This window comes from Fibrella aestuarina BUZ 2 (genome assembly GCF_000331105.1).
Taxonomy (GTDB): Bacteria; Bacteroidota; Bacteroidia; order Cytophagales; family Spirosomataceae; genus Fibrella; species Fibrella aestuarina.
The window spans coordinates 6,703,796-6,722,381 of record NC_020054.1 but is presented as its reverse complement, the minus strand read 5'-3'; the positions used below and the strand labels follow the sequence as shown (position 1 = coordinate 6,722,381).

Annotated in this window: 16 protein-coding genes; 6 read left to right on the top strand and 10 right to left on the bottom strand. The window is 57.1% G+C overall.

The genetic code is table 11. The annotated features are described in order from the left end of the window. Positions 1-5 precede the first annotated feature (5 nt). From FAES_RS27875 to FAES_RS27860, 4 genes are all read right to left on the bottom strand, one after another. Positions 6-773 (bottom strand): glycosyltransferase family 2 protein, encoded by a 768-nt coding sequence (locus FAES_RS27875; protein WP_015334556.1) that lies wholly within the window; start codon positions 771-773, stop codon positions 6-8. Further along, a complete protein-coding gene (locus FAES_RS27870) occupies positions 774-1,166 on the bottom strand; it encodes a DUF2304 domain-containing protein (RefSeq protein WP_229364551.1) in 393 nt (130 codons plus the stop codon). It abuts the gene before it with no gap. A 32-nt stretch (positions 1,167-1,198) separates the two neighbouring features. Then, positions 1,199-1,921 (bottom strand): glycosyltransferase family 2 protein, encoded by a 723-nt coding sequence (locus tag FAES_RS27865; RefSeq protein WP_015334554.1) that lies wholly within the window; start codon positions 1,919-1,921, stop codon positions 1,199-1,201. Between the two features lie 98 nt (positions 1,922-2,019). Continuing rightward, entirely contained in the window at positions 2,020-4,131 is a 2,112-nt protein-coding gene (locus FAES_RS27860; protein ID WP_015334553.1) for a DUF7657 domain-containing protein, read from the bottom strand. 104 nt (positions 4,132-4,235) lie between these two features. Between FAES_RS27860 and FAES_RS27855 the strand changes: the two genes are divergently transcribed. Together FAES_RS27855 and FAES_RS27850 are read left to right on the top strand one after the other, a co-directional pair. Further along, entirely contained in the window at positions 4,236-5,258 is a 1,023-nt protein-coding gene (locus tag FAES_RS27855; protein WP_015334552.1) for a lysylphosphatidylglycerol synthase transmembrane domain-containing protein, read from the top strand. Positions 5,259-5,360: 102 nt separating this feature from the next. Further along, complete coding sequence (locus FAES_RS27850) at positions 5,361-6,683, top strand: OmpA family protein (protein WP_015334551.1); 1,323 nt, start codon at positions 5,361-5,363, stop codon at positions 6,681-6,683. Positions 6,684-6,712: 29 nt separating this feature from the next. Here FAES_RS27850 and upp read toward each other — a convergent pair whose 3' ends face one another. After that, positions 6,713-7,381 (bottom strand): uracil phosphoribosyltransferase, encoded by a 669-nt coding sequence (upp, locus tag FAES_RS27845; protein WP_015334550.1) that lies wholly within the window; start codon positions 7,379-7,381, stop codon positions 6,713-6,715. Between the two features lie 197 nt (positions 7,382-7,578). Between upp and FAES_RS27840 the strand changes: the two genes are divergently transcribed. Then, positions 7,579-9,354 (top strand): hypothetical protein, encoded by a 1,776-nt coding sequence (locus tag FAES_RS27840; RefSeq protein ID WP_015334549.1) that lies wholly within the window; start codon positions 7,579-7,581, stop codon positions 9,352-9,354. A gap of 91 nt (positions 9,355-9,445) precedes the next feature. Further along, on the top strand, positions 9,446-10,024 hold the full coding sequence (lpcA, locus tag FAES_RS27835) for a D-sedoheptulose 7-phosphate isomerase (protein WP_015334548.1): 579 nt from the start codon (positions 9,446-9,448) through the stop codon (positions 10,022-10,024). Positions 10,025-10,145: 121 nt separating this feature from the next. Here lpcA and FAES_RS27830 read toward each other — a convergent pair whose 3' ends face one another. The 5 genes from FAES_RS27830 to FAES_RS27810 form a co-directional block, all read right to left on the bottom strand. Beyond that, positions 10,146-10,949, bottom strand: a complete 804-nt coding sequence (locus tag FAES_RS27830; RefSeq protein ID WP_015334547.1) for a hypothetical protein — start codon at positions 10,947-10,949, stop codon at positions 10,146-10,148. Positions 10,950-11,193: 244 nt separating this feature from the next. Further along, complete coding sequence (locus tag FAES_RS27825) at positions 11,194-11,514, bottom strand: hypothetical protein (protein ID WP_041258451.1); 321 nt, start codon at positions 11,512-11,514, stop codon at positions 11,194-11,196. A gap of 254 nt (positions 11,515-11,768) precedes the next feature. After that, positions 11,769-12,815, bottom strand: coding sequence for a phosphotransferase family protein (locus FAES_RS27820; protein ID WP_015334546.1), 1,047 nt, complete (start codon positions 12,813-12,815; stop codon positions 11,769-11,771). 23 nt (positions 12,816-12,838) lie between these two features. Next, positions 12,839-14,074 (bottom strand): acyl-CoA dehydrogenase family protein, encoded by a 1,236-nt coding sequence (locus FAES_RS27815; protein WP_015334545.1) that lies wholly within the window; start codon positions 14,072-14,074, stop codon positions 12,839-12,841. Between the two features lie 90 nt (positions 14,075-14,164). Next, on the bottom strand, positions 14,165-16,573 hold the full coding sequence (locus FAES_RS27810; RefSeq protein ID WP_041258450.1) for an alpha-ketoacid dehydrogenase subunit alpha/beta: 2,409 nt from the start codon (positions 16,571-16,573) through the stop codon (positions 14,165-14,167). A 291-nt stretch (positions 16,574-16,864) separates the two neighbouring features. On the opposite strand from FAES_RS27810, the gene FAES_RS27805 reads away from it, so the two are divergent. Both FAES_RS27805 and FAES_RS27800 read left to right on the top strand, forming a co-directional pair. Beyond that, entirely contained in the window at positions 16,865-17,287 is a 423-nt protein-coding gene (locus FAES_RS27805; RefSeq protein WP_015334542.1) for a DUF1573 domain-containing protein, read from the top strand. A 349-nt stretch (positions 17,288-17,636) separates the two neighbouring features. Then, a complete protein-coding gene (locus FAES_RS27800) occupies positions 17,637-18,542 on the top strand; it encodes a prohibitin family protein (protein ID WP_015334541.1) in 906 nt (301 codons plus the stop codon). The last annotated feature ends 44 nt before the right edge of the window (positions 18,543-18,586 follow it).

The window sequence follows — 18,586 nt, the reverse complement described above, 5'->3', positions numbered from 1 at the left end:
TGAGCTCACTTCAGCAGCCGGTAAGCTGTTGTAATGAGCTGATTGTGCAGACGGTGTAGCCCACGGACAACTGGCGAGGGCTCGTTTCGACAAAGCGTCTCGTAATCCTCGGCAAACTGCTGCTCAAACTGACTTCCGCCTTTCGACGCCGAATGAATGCGAAAAGCGGAAAAGACCTGCCCGCTCACCACCGGCGGTTGCGCCTGCCCAAGTCGCAGCCACCAATCGTAATCCATAGTATAGCGCAGGTTCTCGTGCAGGTAACCCAACTGCTCGTGAGCGTTGCGCCGCCAGAACGTAGCGGGTTGGCAAACGGCGTTGGTCAGGCCCAGAAAGGCCGCTGGCGACAGCGACCGAAGCAGCCGTTTATACGTTTTTATGGGCCCCTGAATGGGCTGGCCGCTTTCGTTGATGATCAGGCAGTCGCCCGTGAGCCACAGCGCCGCCGGGTTGTTGGCGAAGAAGGTACCCACGGCCTGCAACGTACCTGGCAGGAAATAATCGTCGGAATTGAGCCAGCAAACCACCTCGCCCGTAGCCATGCGAAGGCCTTTGTTGATCGCATCGGTTTGACCGCGGTCGGGTTCCGACAGAAAGGTGAGCCGGTCGGTGTAGGGCGCCACTACAGCGGCCGTATCGTCGGTAGAGGCCCCGTCGATGATCAGGTATTGCAGACTAGGGTAGCCCTGCGACAGCACCGACTCGATGGTTTCCTGAATGAACGACGCCTGGTTGTAGGACGGGGTAATGACCGTGATGCCGGGGAGTGCCACTTACGATGCTGTTTCTTCAACGGATGCTTTCTGCTCAGCTTTAGTCGACGCCTGCGCCGTTGACCCGGCCTGCTGTTTTTCCAACTGTTGCTTCAAAAAAGCCATTTCCTGCGAAAGCGTTTTGATCTGACTCTGCAACTTGGAATTCACCACCGAGAGGTGCACCAGAAAGACGATAATCGCCAGAATGCCCACCAGAAACAGCAGCGACGGCGGGTAATAGACACCCAGCAAACTGGCCAGATAGTGCAGCCCCTTCCGCCAGATGGAGAAGAAGATGAGCACCGACGTGCAGAAAATCCAGATGATGGAATATTCTTCACGCAGCCGCCCCCGCACGATCAGCCGGAAAATCATGATCAGAAAGACCATCGCGCCGGCTATGCTGATCAATTGTATAGGTATCGAAATGCCTTCCATAGTGATTATGACCGCCGGCTGCGGCCGCTTAGTCGAAGGTACACAAAGTAGATGCCCAACGATACTTTGGCCATGTAGTACACCGCCCGCCCCGTGTTGATGCTCGACACGCCGCCCTGCCGTTCCTGCATGACAACGGGGACTTCGAGCATGCGCAGGTTGTTGAGACCAAATTGTACGATGGCCTCTGGTTCAGGGTATTCGTCGGGGTAATACTCGTTGACGACGGCCAGTGTTTTCCGGTTAAACGCCCGGAAGCCTGAGGTACTATCGTGGATAACCTGCCCGATCAGCAACTGATTGAGCCACCGGAAATAGCGGATGCCCGCCCGCCGTGCCGCCGACGACCGGAACCCTTCGTTGGTCAGAAAACGCGACCCAATCACCACGTCGGCCTGATCGGTAAACAGGGGCATCAGGATTTTGTGCAGTTCGTGGGCCGGGTGTTGGCCATCGCCATCCATCTGTACCGCCGCGTCGTAGCCGTTGCGCCAGGCGTAGCGATAGCCCGCATGCATCGCCCCGCCGATGCCCAGATTAACGGGCAAATCGAGGTACAGGCAGCCCAACGTGCGGATGATGTTGATCGAATTGTCGGTTGAGCAGTCGTTCACCACCAGCACGTCGGCATCAAAACCCTGCTCGGCAATCACCCGCTGAATGGTGCGCACTACGTCGGCAATCGCGGCCTGTTCATTATAGCAGGGGATGACAATGAGGGTGCGCATGGGGAGGGTACTGTAATGAATAACGGATAATGTACAATGGATGATGGCCTTGCGGGTTCAATGTGCCTGGACTTTTAAGGTCACTATCCATTATTCATTCAATCAACGCGTTCGTAAATGGTCATCGAGCCAAGCTCGACGGCTTTCTTCATACAACGTACCTCGTAGGGTATCTGCGGAGCATGGTCGTAGAGCATGTACTTGACGTTCAGCTTCTTGAATTTGGGAGAGCAGGGGTCGCCCGCAATCACGTACCCGTCTTCGTATTGCTGCGCCAGAATCGTGGTATCGCCCTGCTGGGGATTGATATACGTCTGGAACGTGACGTGCGCGTAGCGGTTGTAGGCCGAGTCGCGCTTCATCTGCGGATCGAGCACGCTGAAAATCTGCTTCCGGTTCGGAATGTACTTCACGCCCGTAATCTGTTTCGCGCCCGTCGCCGTGACCATGTACGTAATAAACTGATTGCCGTTGACAACCCAGCGGGCATTCGGGTCGCGGTCGACGATCGCCTTCACGTTCTGGTAAACGATGTTTTCCGTCAGCGGGGCCAGGCCCTTCGACAGCGGGTTGGCTTTCAGGTTGGGCAGCAAGAACAGCACGATGCCCGCGCAGAACAGCCCCACCCGGTAGCGGATATTGAGCGAGAAAAGCAGCAGCCCGTTCATCAGGATGAAAAACAGCACCGGCATGAACACCTGGTTCGAGGTGAGCAGGCCTTCCGAATCATCGATGTTGACCGAAGCCGTGTAAATCACAAAGGCCACCACGCCCAGCCCTGCCACGGGCGTGAACCAGCCAGGTACGTTGGCTTTCAACTGGGCCAGGTCGACCGAGCGCAGGTAGCCGAGGTACAGGAACAGCAAGACAATACCGCCCACGCCCATGGGAATCTGCGCCCGTCGGGTGGGCACCATGCTCATCAGTGTGGCTTTGGCAATGGCTTCGGGGTACCCTACTTCCATCCAGAGCCACATCAGCACCACAAAGACCATCGCGCCCACCAGCATCCAGTCGATGCGGCGCGTAAAGGCGAATAGGGCAATTGCTAGCGGGATAATGACCGGCGCAAAATTGAGGTAGTGCGAGAGTTCGCAGATGTTGAGCCAGCCTTTCGGGAACTTCTGATCCGACCAGAACCAGCTGTAATATTCGGAATACCAGTTGGCAATGAAGCCCGTGCCGCCCGTCTCGCTCCGTTTGCCGGGATAGACCGTACTGGTGACGGCCTTGATCGTCTCTTCGATGTCGTTTTTGAACAGGTAGGCAACCACGCCTGCCAGCGCCGCCGCCCCAACCAGACTCACCAGCTTCAGGGGAACGGCTTTCAGCGGAAAAATGGCCGCCCGCTCATTGGCAACGTACCCAATCAGCAGGAAGATGAACAGGTAGGCCATCGGCACCTGATACGGCGGATAAAGTCCCGTCGCGTAGGAAGCGGCAATCCAGATCAGCGCCGCCGCAACGGGGATAATGACGGTTGGCTTGCGGCTCCGCAACAGGTAGACCGCCGCCACGAAGGCTGCCCCGCAATACCCGATCATCGACGAGGGTATAAACGACCACCAGACTGTACCCGACGAGAGAAACAGCACCAACGTACCCGTCAGGGAGAGCCAGTACTGGTTTTTGGTGACCAGCAGGAAAAACAGGAACGTACCCAGCAGCAGAATTAACGGACTGCTGTTGTACATCCAACTGTACCCGCGCTCGACATCCAGAAACAGGAACCCCCAGTGGCCGAACTTAAAGAGAGTGACTGGGTGCTTTACCGGCACCGTCATCAGGGGTGTTTTCAAGCCGCCAATGGCTTCGTTTTCGGTCTGGAAGCCAGTATTGGCGTTGGACAAAATCCAGGGCGCGCCCACGGCATAATCATCCATCCGGATGCGTTTGGGCGTACCGGCTACCAAACCACGCTTCGCCGGTCCACCATCAGGCAGAATCTCATTCCAGGCCGAGAGCGATATGTAATGCCATTTGAACAGCACAAACAGCAGGAACAGGCCAACAAAGATGCCCAGGGTGATCTTGACGCGCCGGTCGAATTGGATAAGGCCATCCGACGGGGGCGGTGGGGTTGATGCAGAAACAGGGGGGGCAGTTGGTGTGGAAACAACGGGCTGGGTGGGCGAAACCGTACTCACTGGCGTCGCCATCGGGCGGGGGCGTTCAGTGGGTTGAACGGGCTTTTTGCCTTTCTTACTCATTCGTTGGGTCAAGTGGCGTTTAGGGCCTAATCAGACAAATTTACCAATTTTGCCGGTAGGTGAACAGTGCCTTCGTTCACAAAGGCTGTGCCAAGTATGAGAAAATGAACAAAACGCTGAAACAAGTACTGGCGGTAGCGCTGGCGCTGGGCCTGCTGATTTACGCCCTGCGGGGAATGCCGCTCACCAGTCTGCTTGATCAGCTGCGGCAGGCCGCCCCAGCCTGGATTGCCCTGACCACCCTAACGATGGGCCTGCAAACGGTCCTGCGTGCGCTACGCTGGCGAATGCTGCTGCAAGGGCTGGGCCATCAGCCCTCAACGGGCCGGGCTCTGTCGGCGATGCTGGCGGGGAGTGCATCGGGGCTGGTGATTCCCGGCTCGGGCGAACTGCTGCGCTGCACGCTGCTGCAACGCTCCGACAACGTACCCATCACCGAAAGTGTGGGGTCGATCATCACCGAGCGGCTGGTTGATCTGCTGGCCACGGCCGTTTTCCTGACGGTCACTTTGCTGCTCGAGTCGGGCCGGTTGCTGGCCTACGCCCAAACGTACCTGCAACTCCCGACCTGGTTATCTGCCCTGTCGGCTGGGCAGTGGGTCGGTGTGGGCGTTGCCGGGCTAATGCTGGCCGCCGTAACGTACCTAGGCCTGCGTTACCTGCTGGACCGTGGGCTGGGCGCTCGCCTCAACGACCGCCTGCGGCTTCGCGAGCGGTTCGAGGGGTTCCGGCGGGGGTTATTGAGCATCCGGCGGGTGGACAACCCAGCTCTGTACTGGATGATCACCGGCACCATCCATGCCCTATCGCTGGTGGTGCTGGCGTCGCTGTTTCGGGCCCTGCCCATCACGGCCAAACTACCCCTTTCAGCCTCGCTGACCACCTTTGCGCTCACGTCAATGGGCAGCCTTACCATCCCGACTCAGGCCAACATTGGCTCCTATCATTTCCTGGCGAGCCGGGGCCTGCTGGCGTATGGGGTGCCCCTCCTGACCGGCACCATCTGGGCTACGTTTTCGCACGCTGTCATCACGCTCGTCAACCTGCTGTTCAGCGCGCTGGGTTTTGTCGCGGCCCTGCGGTTTCTGAAAAAGCCCATCGAATCGCCGCCCGTGGAGCAGGCATAACTACGCACGCAGAGCCACCAGAACGGTCGGCCTGACCGCTGCCTTAATCAGGTAGCTTACTAGCGGTACTGATACTTACATTTGGCTAGAAATCAGCCTTATATGAAGTTTCTTGTTGGTGCAGTGCTGTGCGTTGTAACCACTGGTACGATGCAGGCACAACTACGTATTTCTCTGTCGCCCAAAAGCGATCCACCATCTGCTAATAGACGGCCCCCAGCCAGCCGACCTATTCATCAGACCAGTCAACTCCGGGTAACCGAAACAGCGCCTCATCTGGCTCCGGTAGCGGCCGATAATGGGGTGGCTTCGCTGGCGCCGACGGTCACTGCGCCAGTCAAACCACCCACCTACGACCCCAACACGGGCGTGCCCGCGGCGTTTAAAACGTACGAGCAGGTCGATTTTGTGCAGGCCAAACAACTGCGGTTGCTCGACGATTTCGCCCAAACCCCCGTCGGCGAATTTCCGGCACGCTGGCGTACCAACAGCATGGGTGAAATCGTGACCCTAGACGACGATCCGGCGCATTGGCTGGCGTTGGGTAAGGCGGGTCAGTTTTCTCCGGAAGCCATCACCGACTTGCCCGATCAGTTCACCCTGCAATTTGACCTGGCCTGTTCCCATGCTTTTAGCTTTTACTCCACAGGCCTGTACGTCACCTTCGCCGCCCTGACCAACCCCGCCAACGAGTATACCCAATGGGGGGCAATGGCGGGCGGTGACCGGGGTGTGACGTTGCTGCTGCACCCCATGAACGCCGCTGGTCGGCAGGGCATGAGCGAGCTGACGGTCCGGGCCAATCGTGAGCCGGTGCTACACCGCGAGAAACCCGTCAGTACGTTCTGGGCGTTGGGCCGAAACATCGTGACTGTCTCGATTTGCCGGCAACAGCAGCGATTACGCGTGTATGTCAACGAAGAGAAGGTCTGGGACGTACCTGAGGCTTTCCAGCCGGGCGTGCCCTACAATTCGCTGGTGTTTGGTATAGGCGCTATGCACCGCGATGAAGACAGTTATTACCTCGGCAACCTGCGCTTTGCGGTGGGCGACCCGGCCATGCAACAGCACCTACGCACCGAGGGGCGATGCACGGCCGGTGGCATTCAGTTCGAACCCGGTGACGCCACGCTTAAACCGATCGCCTATGCATCGTTGAAGGAAGTAGCCGACTGGCTAACTCAGGCGCCACAGCGGCACGTGCAGATCGTTTGCCATACCAACTCAGACGGCGACGAACAAGCCAACCGATTGCTAGCCAAACGGCGGGCCGATGTAGTGCGGGCGGCGTTGGTCAGTCAGTTTGCCATCCGGGCCGACCGCCTTACCACCGACGGACAGGGCGAAGCGCAACCGATCGCCCCGAACGACACCCCCGAGGGCCGAGCGACCAACCAGCGGGTCGAGTTCATTGTCAGCCGGTGACGGGAACGTACCTGACGATCCGTCAGCGATCAGATTTTTCCGCCAAACGCCAGATCGCCCGCGTCGCCGAGGCCCGGCACGATGTAGTAGTGGGCGTTGAGGTGGGAGTCGATGGCACCCAGCCAGAGGTGGCACTGCGGTAATTGGGTTTGCACGTACCTGACGCCCTCGGGGCTGGCAATGGCGGCGGCAATGTGCGTTTGGGCCGGAATACCGTAGCGCAGCAGCGAGTGATACACCTGCTCGAGCGACCGCCCCGTGGCCAGCATCGGGTCGATCAGGATGAGCGTGCGGCCGCTCAGATCAGGGCTGCTGATGTACTCCATCACGATATCGAACTCATTTTCGTCCAGTTCGTCGGTATCGGGCTGGCGGCGGGCCGCTGTTCGATAAGCCCCCGCAAAGGCGTTGTCGGCTTGGTCAAACACGTTCAGAAAGCCCTGGTGAAAGGGAAGCCCCGCCCGCATGATGGTGGCCAGCACCGGCTGTTGTAGCAACGTTTGCGACTCCGCCACGGCCAACGGCGTCTGTACCGTACCGTTCTGGTAGGCCATCGTCCGGGAGATTTCGTAGGCCGTCAGTTCACCCAGCCGTTCGAGGTTCCGGCGAAAGCGCGCCCGATCAGCTTGAAGGCGCAAGTCGCGGAGCTCGGCGATGTATTGGTTGGCAATGGAAGCCTGCTGGGCAAAAACAAACATAGGGTAATGAGTTTTGGGGTGTCAGGTCGTGCCAACCGGCAAATCCGCAGGCTAATATGCAACGCAACGCCAAACGGTAGACCGAAAACTGCCATCGGCTTTGCGTAATTTAGCCCGCTCATTGTCGGAATGCCAACGGAATCGACTTATTTTGGCTAAAAGGGACCTTGCACCCACCGACCGTTGCCCATTACTGTATGCGCTATTTGCTGAGCCTGTTTTGTTTGCTGCCCCTTTCGCTGGTTTATGCGCAAAGCCCCTTCATCCCGCTTAATCAGGACTACTACCACCTCATCGACCGCTACGAAATTCGGCTGGGCCGGTGGGCCGATCAGCACCATAGTACCGTAAAACCCTACAACCGGCAGGCGGTGATGCAACTGGTTGATACGCTCGAAAATGACCCCGATCAGGAAATTAGCCTGTCACCCACCGACCGCTTCAACATCAACTACCTGCGCGACGACAGCTGGGAGTGGGCCTCGCCGCAGCCCGTAAAAGCGCAGTTTCCGCGGGTATCGGTTGCTTTCGGGCAGTCGACCGATTCGTCGGCCACGCAGCCGGTGGTGCTCCGCTACGAAGAGCCGGGCAACAGCGAACGGCCGCTTCTGGGCTTTTTTTACCGAAAGAAAAGCGATTTCTACAGCGTCAAGAATAAAGAATACGACCTGCACATCAACCCCGTTGTATACGTCGGCTATGGCCGCGATCAGGTGCTGACTGACCCGCTTTATACCAACACGCGCGGTATCGAGGTGCGGGGTAGCATCGGCGGCAAGTTGGGCTTCTATTCGTACTTCGCCGATAATCAGGCCTATTACCCCAAATACGTGCAGGATTACGGCCAAAGCTACCGGCTGACGGCCGCTGGCGGTGGGTCATCGCCGGGGCAGGGTGTGGTGAAGCTGTTCAACAACAACGCCGCCGATTTCCTCGAAGCGCGGGGGTATATTACCTTCAATACGCTGAAAATCATCAATGTTCAGTTTGGCCACGACCGTAATTTCTTCGGCAATGGCATTCGGTCGCTGCTGCTGTCCGACAACGCGGCGCCCTACCTCTTCCTGAAGCTATCGACCCGCTTTGGCAAGCGATTCCAGTACACCAACCTGTTTACCGAGTTACAGAACGGACAGGTGACGCTATCGGGTATCGAGTTGCTGCCCCAGAAATTCACGACCATGCACCACCTGAGCGTCAATATCAGCCGCCGGGTGAATCTGGGTCTGTTTGAGGCCGAAGTGTACAGCCGCGATCGGTTCGACATTAATTACCTGAACCCGATTATCCTGTATCGCTACGTGGAAGCCTCGCGGGGTAGTGCCGACAATGCGTTCGTTGGGCTCGACCTGAAGGTGAACGCGGCGCAGCACCTGCTTTTCTACAGCCAACTGATGCTCGACGAATTCCTGATCAAGGAGATCCGGGCGGCGCGTGGGTCGTGGACGAACAAGATTGCGGTGCAGGCCGGCCTGAAATACATCGACGTGCTGGGCGTTCCCAACCTCGACTTGCAGGGCGAGTTCAACATGGCCCGGCCGTATACCTACGCGCACAAATCGGGACAGACAAACTACGCCCACTTCAACCAGCCAATGGCGTCGCCGTTGGGGGCCAACTTCATGGAAGGGCTGGGTACGTTACGCTACCAGAACAAACGGCTGTCGGTCAACGGCACGTTTTCGCTGATGATGTACGGCACCGATCCTCCGGGCCGCAACTACGGTGGCAACGTGCTGAAAGACTACGAAGAACGGCTGCGCGACTACGATAATTTCATCGGGCAGGGCCGCAAAACCATTACGACCTACACCGATCTGCGGCTTACCTATATGCTGAAACACAACCTGTTTCTGGAAGGGCGTTACCTCAACCGCATGCAGGACAGCCAGTACATTCCCGACACGTACAAGACGTCGATCGTCAACGTCGCCATCCGCTGGAACGCCCCGTATCGGAGTTGGGTTTTTTAAATCGGGTTTGACGTGTCGAGTTTGACGTTTAAGGTTGCTTCAATGGGCAGGACCGCAAAACGTTGAATCCGAACCGTCAGACGACATTTCCATGCACGACATCATACTGACTGAACTGACCGAGGCCCGGTCGGTACTGGATACCTTTCTGGCCGATCCGGCCCATATCGACGCTATTGCTCAGGCGGCGCGGCTGATGGCCGACGCCCTGCGCGATGGGCATAAGATTATTTCCTGCGGCAACGGCGGTTCCCACTGCGATGCCATGCATTTTGCCGAAGAGCTATCGGGTCGCTACCGGGGCGAACGCCGTTCATTGGCTGCCATTGCCGTGTCGGACCCCAGCCACATGTCGTGCGTAGGCAACGATTACGGCTATGAATCGGTGTTTTCACGATTTGTGGAAGGCCTCGGTCAGACCGGCGACGTGTTGCTGGGCCTGAGCACGAGCGGCAACTCGGGCAACATCATCCGGGCGGTAGAAGCGGCCCGCGCCAAAGGCATGAAGGTGGTACTGCTAACCGGCAAAGACGGCGGCAAACTCGCCGGGCAGGCCGACGTGGAAGTGCGGGTGCCGCATTTTGGTTTTGCCGACCGCATTCAGGAAGTGCACATCAAAGTGATCCACCTCTTCATTCTGCTGATCGAACAGCAGTTGGGTTTGGCGTAAGGTTTTTTCGTCATCCTGACGATAGGAAGGAGCTCGAGGCGTCTCAATCACAAGCAAGGACAACCCAGGATCCCTCCTGTCGTCGGGATGACAAAAAGCCTAACCAACTGCAATTAAAACATTACCTGGGCGCGTTGCTCAAGCCCGTAACCGGCGTGTAAGTCAGAAAGAACCCATCGGCGCGGTAATAAGGAAGGTTGCGAAGCATATTGCCGGTGTACTGCTCGGTGCCTAGTAGCTCCTGCCCGCCAGTTAGTTGTTTGAAGGGCATCACCTGCACGCCCGATGCCCAGAACTGGCTATCCAGCACAAACTCCTGCTTGAACTCTTTGTCAACTGCCAGCGTCAGGTAATTCCGAAACGACAGCGGCGAATTCTGGGCGTTGTATTCGTAAACCTGCACGTCGACGGGCTTGGACTTGTAGGGATTGGTCGAGGCCACTTTTTGGGTTGAAAACTGCCCTGGCAAGACCAGCGCTGAACCCGGAACGACAACGAATTGATCACGTTCCAGCTTTGTCCCCGGCGGGATGTAATCAACGGCGTTGGCCTTGCGGATGGTGCCGTTAACATCGAAATAACTGCGGTTCCAGTAGCGCGTGTAGGCGAGCGCGTTGCTCGTTCCTGTCAGGTTTACCTCGGCTTCGTCGCGCCAGTAATCCAGCTTCGCCTTCCCAACGATAAACGCCGATCGTTTCCAGTCGACGTAGAGCGGCTTGTTCAGTTTATTCTCGATGGTGAAATGGATGGTACCACGTTCACTGAAGAACTGGTAACTCAGGCGCAGGGTATCGTTGTCATACACGAACCCCTGTTTGGGCGAGGCCGTCAGGTTATTGCTGCTGAGCGTGATGAGTTGCGATGTGCTCGGGGCACAGCCAGCTAGCAATAGCAACGCCGCCAGCGCAGGTAGTACTGATTTCATACATATTGAGCATTTAGGTACGTTAATGTAAACAGGTTGCTCAATAGATGCACGTTGGGATAAAAGGTTTAATTGATTAGTAAGCTTATAGATTGGTTACTCTGCCCAACGCTCACAAGTGTTGATTGTGGATGAGACGCTAGAACAAACGGACGTACCCAGTACCTTTTCACACATGCTTGGTTGAGCTGCAATACGTGGCGTACCCAAATGTTGCCTGTCCGTCGTAATATGGGATTGGAAACTAAACTTTTTTGGGCAAATCGAAACGAGCTAACGTGCTTTCTATAAACGAATCATCAATAACACTAATAGGTCGCTCAGCAATTAAATAGGTCAGTGTTTCCCAAGCCTTTGTTGGTTGAACAATAAAGAAACCCTCTTGCGGTCGGTTACGAAGTCGTAAGAGATAGACATCTTGCTGATTCCAACAATAGAAATCTACTTCTTGCTGATCGAGCAATGGTACTAGTATATGATGAATATCAATGATTTGCCAGTTGCCAAACTGTCGGTCAGGACCCTTGTTCCAAGATAACCTTTGCTTAAATTCTTCTACTGTCATCTTTGATCATTTGCCATGTCGAATATGTCTTACTCAACGAACTAAAGCGGCCCGTCACACGAATTTGAATTATTAGACAAGACGCGGCACACAAGCAAAAAACGCTGCCTATCACAGACTTGAATTATCGCCCAAAACGCTGCCCGTGAGAAAATTGTCTGAGACAACCCAATATAGTAATGTACGTAAAAAAGCGAAATAGTAAAAGACTGTATATCAATACAATGTATTACCGTCGACAATTAAAAAACTACTTACAACGTACCTGTCTCCACCGCTTTCACTCCTACGACTGATAACGCCTTTACGCCTGCCAACAGACCAGCGAAGCGTTCGTCTTTGGTGAGGCCTTGTTTGTATCGGGCGTAAATCTGTTGCATGACGACGGCGTTTTTGAACAGGCCGAAGACATAATAATATAGGATATTGCCGACGTCGCGGCCTGATCGGTCGGCGTAGCGGTTGGCGACTTCCTGCCGGGTCAGGTTGCCCGGTAGCCAAGTCAGGTTAAACGACTTACGAAAAGGATCGTCGCCCGCTTCGGCCCAATAGGAGAGGGACGTACCTACGTCCATAAGCGGGTCGCCGACGGTGCACATTTCCCAATCGAGCACGGCCCGGAGCTCGCTCAGGTCGTCAGAAAGCACCACGTTGTCGTATTTGAAATCGTTATGGAGCAGCGTCACGGCCGGGTTCTGCGGAGGCATTTGCTCCGTCAGGTACGTTGCCAGCGTGGTCATCGCCGGGATGTCGTCGGTCTGGGCGGCGAGGTAGCGGTTGCGCCAGCCGTCGACCTGTCGCTGCACGTACCCATCGGGTTTGCCCAACTGAAGCAGCGTCGGCTCAACGGGCAGCGCGTGCAACTCCACCAGCGTATCGACCAGCGCTTCCGACAAGTGCCGCATGGTCGTTTCGGACAGGCCGAGCTTTGGGGCCGAACCCGCCCGCAGGATTACGCCCGGTACGCGTTCCATCACATAAAACGGGCTACCAATAACGGTTTCGTCGTCGCAATAGGCTACCGGCTTCGGAATCTTCGTGTATCCCGCTTCCCGCAGCAGCGACAGTACCCGAAACTCACGACCCATGTCGTGCCCACCCCGGATGGCTTTGGCCCCCACAGGCGGGCGGCGCAGCACGTAGTCAGTTTTGCCAATCGTGAGCAGGTACGTCAGGTTGGAGTAGCCGCCGGGAAACTGCGCCACGCGGGCGATTGGCCCAAGGCTCAGGTACGTTGCCAGGGCAGTTTCGTTCAGTTCTTCGCCCGCACGAACGGCGGTGGGTACGTCGGGTTGGAGCATTCGAGCAAGCAGCTTGGTGTTCGTCACGAGCGCACGGCGTCGCTCACTTTTTTGCGGGTATCCAGGCCGTAGCCTTTCAGGATGCTGCGGGCCAGGGCCGTTTTGTGTACTTCGTCGGCACCGTCGTAGATGCGGGCCCCGCGTTCGTGGCGGTAGTACCAGCCCAGCAATACATCGTCGGTAACGCCCAGCGCGCCGTGCACCTGAATCGCCCGATCGACCACACGCAGCATCATGTTGGCGACAAAGAATTTGATGGTCGAAATCTCGTTGCGCACGGCGGCGGCCCCTTGCTCGTCGATGTTGTGGGCCGTTCGGAGCACCATCAGCCGCGAGGCGTCAATCTCGGCCCGGCTTTCGGCGATGAACCCCTGAATAAACTGCTTTTCGCCCAGCATCACCCCCGGCTCAACCTCGCGGGTAGCGGCGCGGCGACACATCAGGTCGAAACAACGTTCGGCAATGCCAATCCAGCGCATGCAGTGGTGAATGCGGCCCGGCCCCAGCCGTTCCTGTGCCAGCGTGAAGCCCAGCCCTTCGCCGCCAATCAGGTTGCTCAGCGGCACGCGGCAGTTGGTATAGCGCACTTCGGCATGGCTCCCCCAATGGTCGGAGGGGTCGCCCATGATGCTGATGTTGCGCACCAGCTCGAACCCCGGCGTGTCGGTCGGTACCAGAATCATGCTGGCGCGTTTGTGGGGGGCGGCGTCGGGATTGGTCACGGCCATGACCACGGCAAAAGCGGCCCCGTCGGCCGACGAGGTGAACCACTTATGCCCGTTGATGACCCATTCGTCGCCCTGCTGCTCGGCCAGCGTACCCAGCTGCGTCGGATTGGAGCCGGCAAATTCGGGTTCGGTCATCGAGAAGCACGAGCGGATATGGCCAGCTTTCAGCGGTTCCAGGTATGTCTGCTTGAGGTGCTCCGGGGCGTATTTGTGCAATAACTCCATGTTGCCAATGTCGGGTGCCTGGCAGTTGAACGTATAATGCCCAAATGGGCTGTAGGCCAGCACTTCGCTGATCTGCCCAAACTCGCAGAGCGATAGCCCAAGGCCGCCTTCCGCCATGCTGTGTTGGAGGCCCCAAAGACCGGCTTTCTTCACCAGCTCCCGCTTTTGGTCGAGCAGCCGGGCCACCGTCGAGAAATTGCCCGTGAGGTGTTCCGTTGTTTCAAGCGGGATGATCTCATGCTGAATGAAATCACGAATGCGCGGAATCAGCGCACGCGTATGGTCGGTGGCGAAGATGGGTTCCATGGGAGAAGAAAAAGAGTGAAAGAGATAGAGAACGGTCCGCCGCTGCGGTGAAAGAGCGTTTCTAGCGGTGAGGGATCACTCTTTCACTCATTAATACAGTGCCGGAAACTGCGCTGGGTCGCTTTCGTGCATAATGGCGTATACGCTTTCGAACACGTCGTCGACACTCGGTTTCGAGAAATAGTCGCCGTCGGAGCCGTAGGGCGGGCGGTGTGCTTTGGCCGAAAGCGTGCGCGGGGGCGCGTCGAGGTAGCGGTAGCCGTTTTGGGCGTCGAGCGTTTGCTGGAGCATGTAGGCCGTGGCCCCGCCCGGAAAATCTTCGTCGGCAAACAGCACCCGATTCGTCTTTTTCAGTGACTCCACAATCGTGCCGGTCAGGTCGAACGGCAGCAATGTCTGCACGTCGATCACCTCAACGCTGATGCCTATGTCGGCCAGTTGGTTGGCGGCTTCCAGCACGATCCGGCACATCGACCCGTAAGTAACTACCGTTACGTCGGTACCCGGGCGCAGGATATCGGGTTGGCCCAGCGGGAGGCAGAACTCGTCGAGGTTGTCGGGCAGGCGTTCTTTCAGGCGGTAGCCGTTGAGGCATTCGACCAGCAGGGCCGGGTCGTCGCTCTTGATGAGCGTATTGTAGAAACCGGCGGCCTGCACCATGTTGCGCGGCACCAGCACGTGCATGCCGCGCAGGCTGCTCAGCATGGCGCCCATCGGCGAACCCGAGTGCCAGATGCCTTCAAGCCGGTGGCCCCGCGTCCTGACAATGACCGGGGCTTTTTGCCCGCCTTTGGTGCGGTAGAGCAGTGTCGACAGGTCGTCGGTGAGGGTAGCGAGAGCGTAGAAAATGTAATCGAAGTATTGGATCTCGACGATGGGCCGCAGACCGCGCATAGCCAGGCCGATGCCCTGCCCGATGATGGTGGTTTCGCGGATGCCCGTATCGGTGATGCGCAGATGCCCGTATTTCTCCTGCAACCCGGCAAAGCCCTGGTTCACGTCACCGATGTGCCCCACGTCTTCGCCGATGGCTACGGCACGCGGTTCCCGGCTGAAGAGACTGTCGAAATACTTCTGCATCACCAGATAGCCGTCGAGCACGGGGCTATCGTCGGAGAATTGGGGGGCGATGGGACGTACCTGCAATGGCGATTCGTCGGATTCGCTGTACAGATGCGAGCTAAAGCGGTCGTCGTTGATCGGCCGGGCTTTTTGCAGCCAGTTGACCAGCAGTTGCTTACCCTGCCCCTGATCGGTACGGAGCAGATGCACAGCTTTCCGAATCGCGGCGAACGCGTCGCGGTAGAGCGGCGAGGTGTTCCGCTGCAACTCCTGCCGCAACGCCATCAGCTCGGCGGCTTTGGGGTGGTTGCGGGCCGCCTGTTGCAGCAGGTCGCAAGCCTGTTCCAGATCAGCTTTGATGGGCTCCTGAAATGCTTTCCAGGCGGTATTCCGGGCGTCGCGGGCTACGGTCAGGGCTTCTTTTTCGATGGCCGTCAGTTCGTCGTCGCTGGCGTAGCCGTTGGTCAGAATCCAGTTGCGGAACTGAACGTTGCAGTCGTGTGCCCGCTCCCAGGCCAACCGCTCAGTCGATTTATAGCGTTCGTGCGACCCCGACGACGAATGCCCTTGAGGTTGCGTCAGTTCCTGCACGTGTACCAGCACGGGTACGTGTTCATGGCGGCAAATGTGCGCGGCGCGCTCGTAGGTGTCGATCAGGGCGGCGTAATCCCAGCCTTTTACCGTAAAAATAGCAAAGCCCGGATCCTGTCCGTCGCGTTGAAAACCGGCCATGGCCTTGGAAATGCTGCTTTTGGTCGTTTGCAGTTCCACCGGCACCGAGATCCCATACCCATCGTCCCAGACCGACATCAGCAACGGCACCTGCAACACACCAGCAGCGTTCATGCTTTCCCAGAACATCCCCTGCGAGGTGGAGGCGTCGCCGATGGTGGCGAAGGTAACCTCGTTACCGTGGCGCGAAAAGGCCGTCAGACTGGCTAAATCGGGGTTTTCGCGGTACAGTTTAGAGGCATAGGCCAGGCCCACCGAGCGCGGAATCTGACCGGCGGTAGGGGCGATGTCGCAGACCGAGTTATAGAAATCGGTCTGGTTGCGCCAGTGCCCCTGTTCGTCGAGCCAACGCGTAGCAAAGTGGCCATTCATCGACCGCCCGGCTGTGTTGGGTTCATGTACCAGATCGGTGTGGGCGTAAAGCTGGGCGAAAAACTCAGTCCAGCGTAGCTCACCCAGGGCGGCCACAAAGGTCTGGTCGCGGTAGTAACCCGAGCGGAAATCGCCCCGCTGAAACGCGCGGGCGGCGGCGATCTGCGCTAGTTCCTTGCCATCGCCGAAGATGCCGAACTTGGCCCGGCCACCCATTACGTCTTTGCGCCCCAACAGGCTTACCTGTCGGCTTTCGCAGGCAAGACGGTAATCGGCCAGAATAGCGTCGCGGGTTAGCGCGTCGGTAGAGCGAAGCGGTTCATTGGCTATCACAGTGAAGGCACGTAATTTGATGGTTGTCAGATAAGATGATGAAGTGTGGGATTGGCTCACCTGAAAAATCTGACGACCAAATTAAACGTTTCGTCGTCAGTCGGCTCTAACCAGCAGCTAAGCCAGCCTGTAGTAAAAGTACGTTAAAGGAACAAAGGGATCAAAAAAACGATTTTTTGTCGTTCTTTGTTAAGAAGGCGACCACCGAACAGTCTTTGGCAAAGCGTTTGTGGTATCTTTGTTTTATCATCTGTTTCGATCTGACAACCAAACCAATTATTGAGTACGCAAATGAAAACCGCATTATCACTTTTCGTAGCTTTATTTGCCTTTGTCGGCGTTAGCTTTGCCCAGAATGCGAACATCGTTTTCGCTAAAGAGACGCACGACTTTGGTAAGGTAGAGGTAGGCAAGCCCGTGACGCACGTCTTCACGTTCAAAAATACGGGTACTGAGCCTTTGGTTGTATTGGATGCCGTTGCGTCATGCGGCTGCACCAAGCCTACGTTCTCGAAAGACCCTGTGGCACCGGGTGCTTCAGGTCAGATTTCGGCTACGTTCAACGCTGCGGCTATCTCGCCGTTTAACAAAACGGTTACGGTAACGACCAATGCCAAAACCTCTACGATCTACCTTACGCTGAAAGGTGAGGTTGTCTCGAAAGAAGCCGCCGACGCGGCTGCTCAGGCTGGCAAGAAGAAAGGAACGAAATAAGTCGCAAGTCTATACGCTGCTGACGCGCACATTGCTGATGCACTAGTCACTGACCGACTGTAAACGCTTTTACTGAAGGGTTAATTGATCAAGTAGTGCAGGAAAAGCACCCGATCGTATATCGGGTGCTTTTTTTGTGCCCTACTGGCATGGTCATCCTGGCCCGCAACCGATGCTATAGGCGGGCATCCACTCTTGTAATTCCGCTACCGGGCGGAGCCGCGCAGGATACATTTACGCAGCAGTCGGACGGATAAATGTTGCCGTAAAACAGCTTGACTATAAGTTGCTTACGCCAAGAGATGAAACGACAGCCACCCACCTACTGCTGATCAACTTATCCTAACCAATGTTCTTTGTTGTCCTTGGCATCCTGACCCTCATTGTCGGCTTTGCCATCAATACGCCCGCGCTGGCGTTTGCTCGTTTTTCGCGCCCCCTGAAAGTGGTGGGCGTTATACTGGTGCTTCTCGGGTTGCTGACCGCCAGCATCCGGCAGATCGATGCCGGTCAAGTCGGGGCGGTGTCGCTGTTTGGTAGCGTGTCGGATCGGGTGCTACAGCCCGGACTGAATCTGGTGAATCCGTTGGCGTCGGTGACGGAGTTCGACGTGAAAACGCAGAACTACACCATGTCGGCTGATTATGACGAAGGCGAAAAGCACGGCGACGATGCCATTCGGGTGCTCACCGCCGATGGGCTTGAAGTGGTGGTCGACCTCACGGTGCTGTATCGGGTGATTCCGTCGGAGGCGCCGCGCATCTTCCGTGAAATCGGTACCGATTACAACGACAAGATCGTACGCCCCGTAACCCGTACCCGCATCCGCGACAACGCCGTCTATTACGATGCCGTCGCGCTGTACTCGACCCGCCGCGACGAGTTTCAGGGGCGGATTTACAAGACGATCGAATCGGATTTCAAGAAACGGGGCCTGACGCTGGAGCAGTTGCTGGTACGGAAGATCAACCTGCCCAACTCGGTGAAGCAGACGATCGAGTCGAAGATCAGTGCCGAGCAGGAAGCCCAAAAAATGCAGTTTGTGTTGCAGAAGGAACGGCAAGAAGCCGAGCGCAAACGCGTCGAGGCGCAGGGGATCGCCGATTACCAGAAAATCCTGTCGACGGGCTTGTCAGACAAGCAGTTGCAGTACGAAGCCATCAAAGCGCAGCGCGAATTGGCGGCTTCGCCCAATACCAAGATCGTGGTAATGGGGAGCCGGGGCAATGCGCCCCTGCTGTTGAGCGACAAGTAGCGCTACCAGTTAAGCAACAAAGCCCGGAGCAGGTAAGCTGCTCC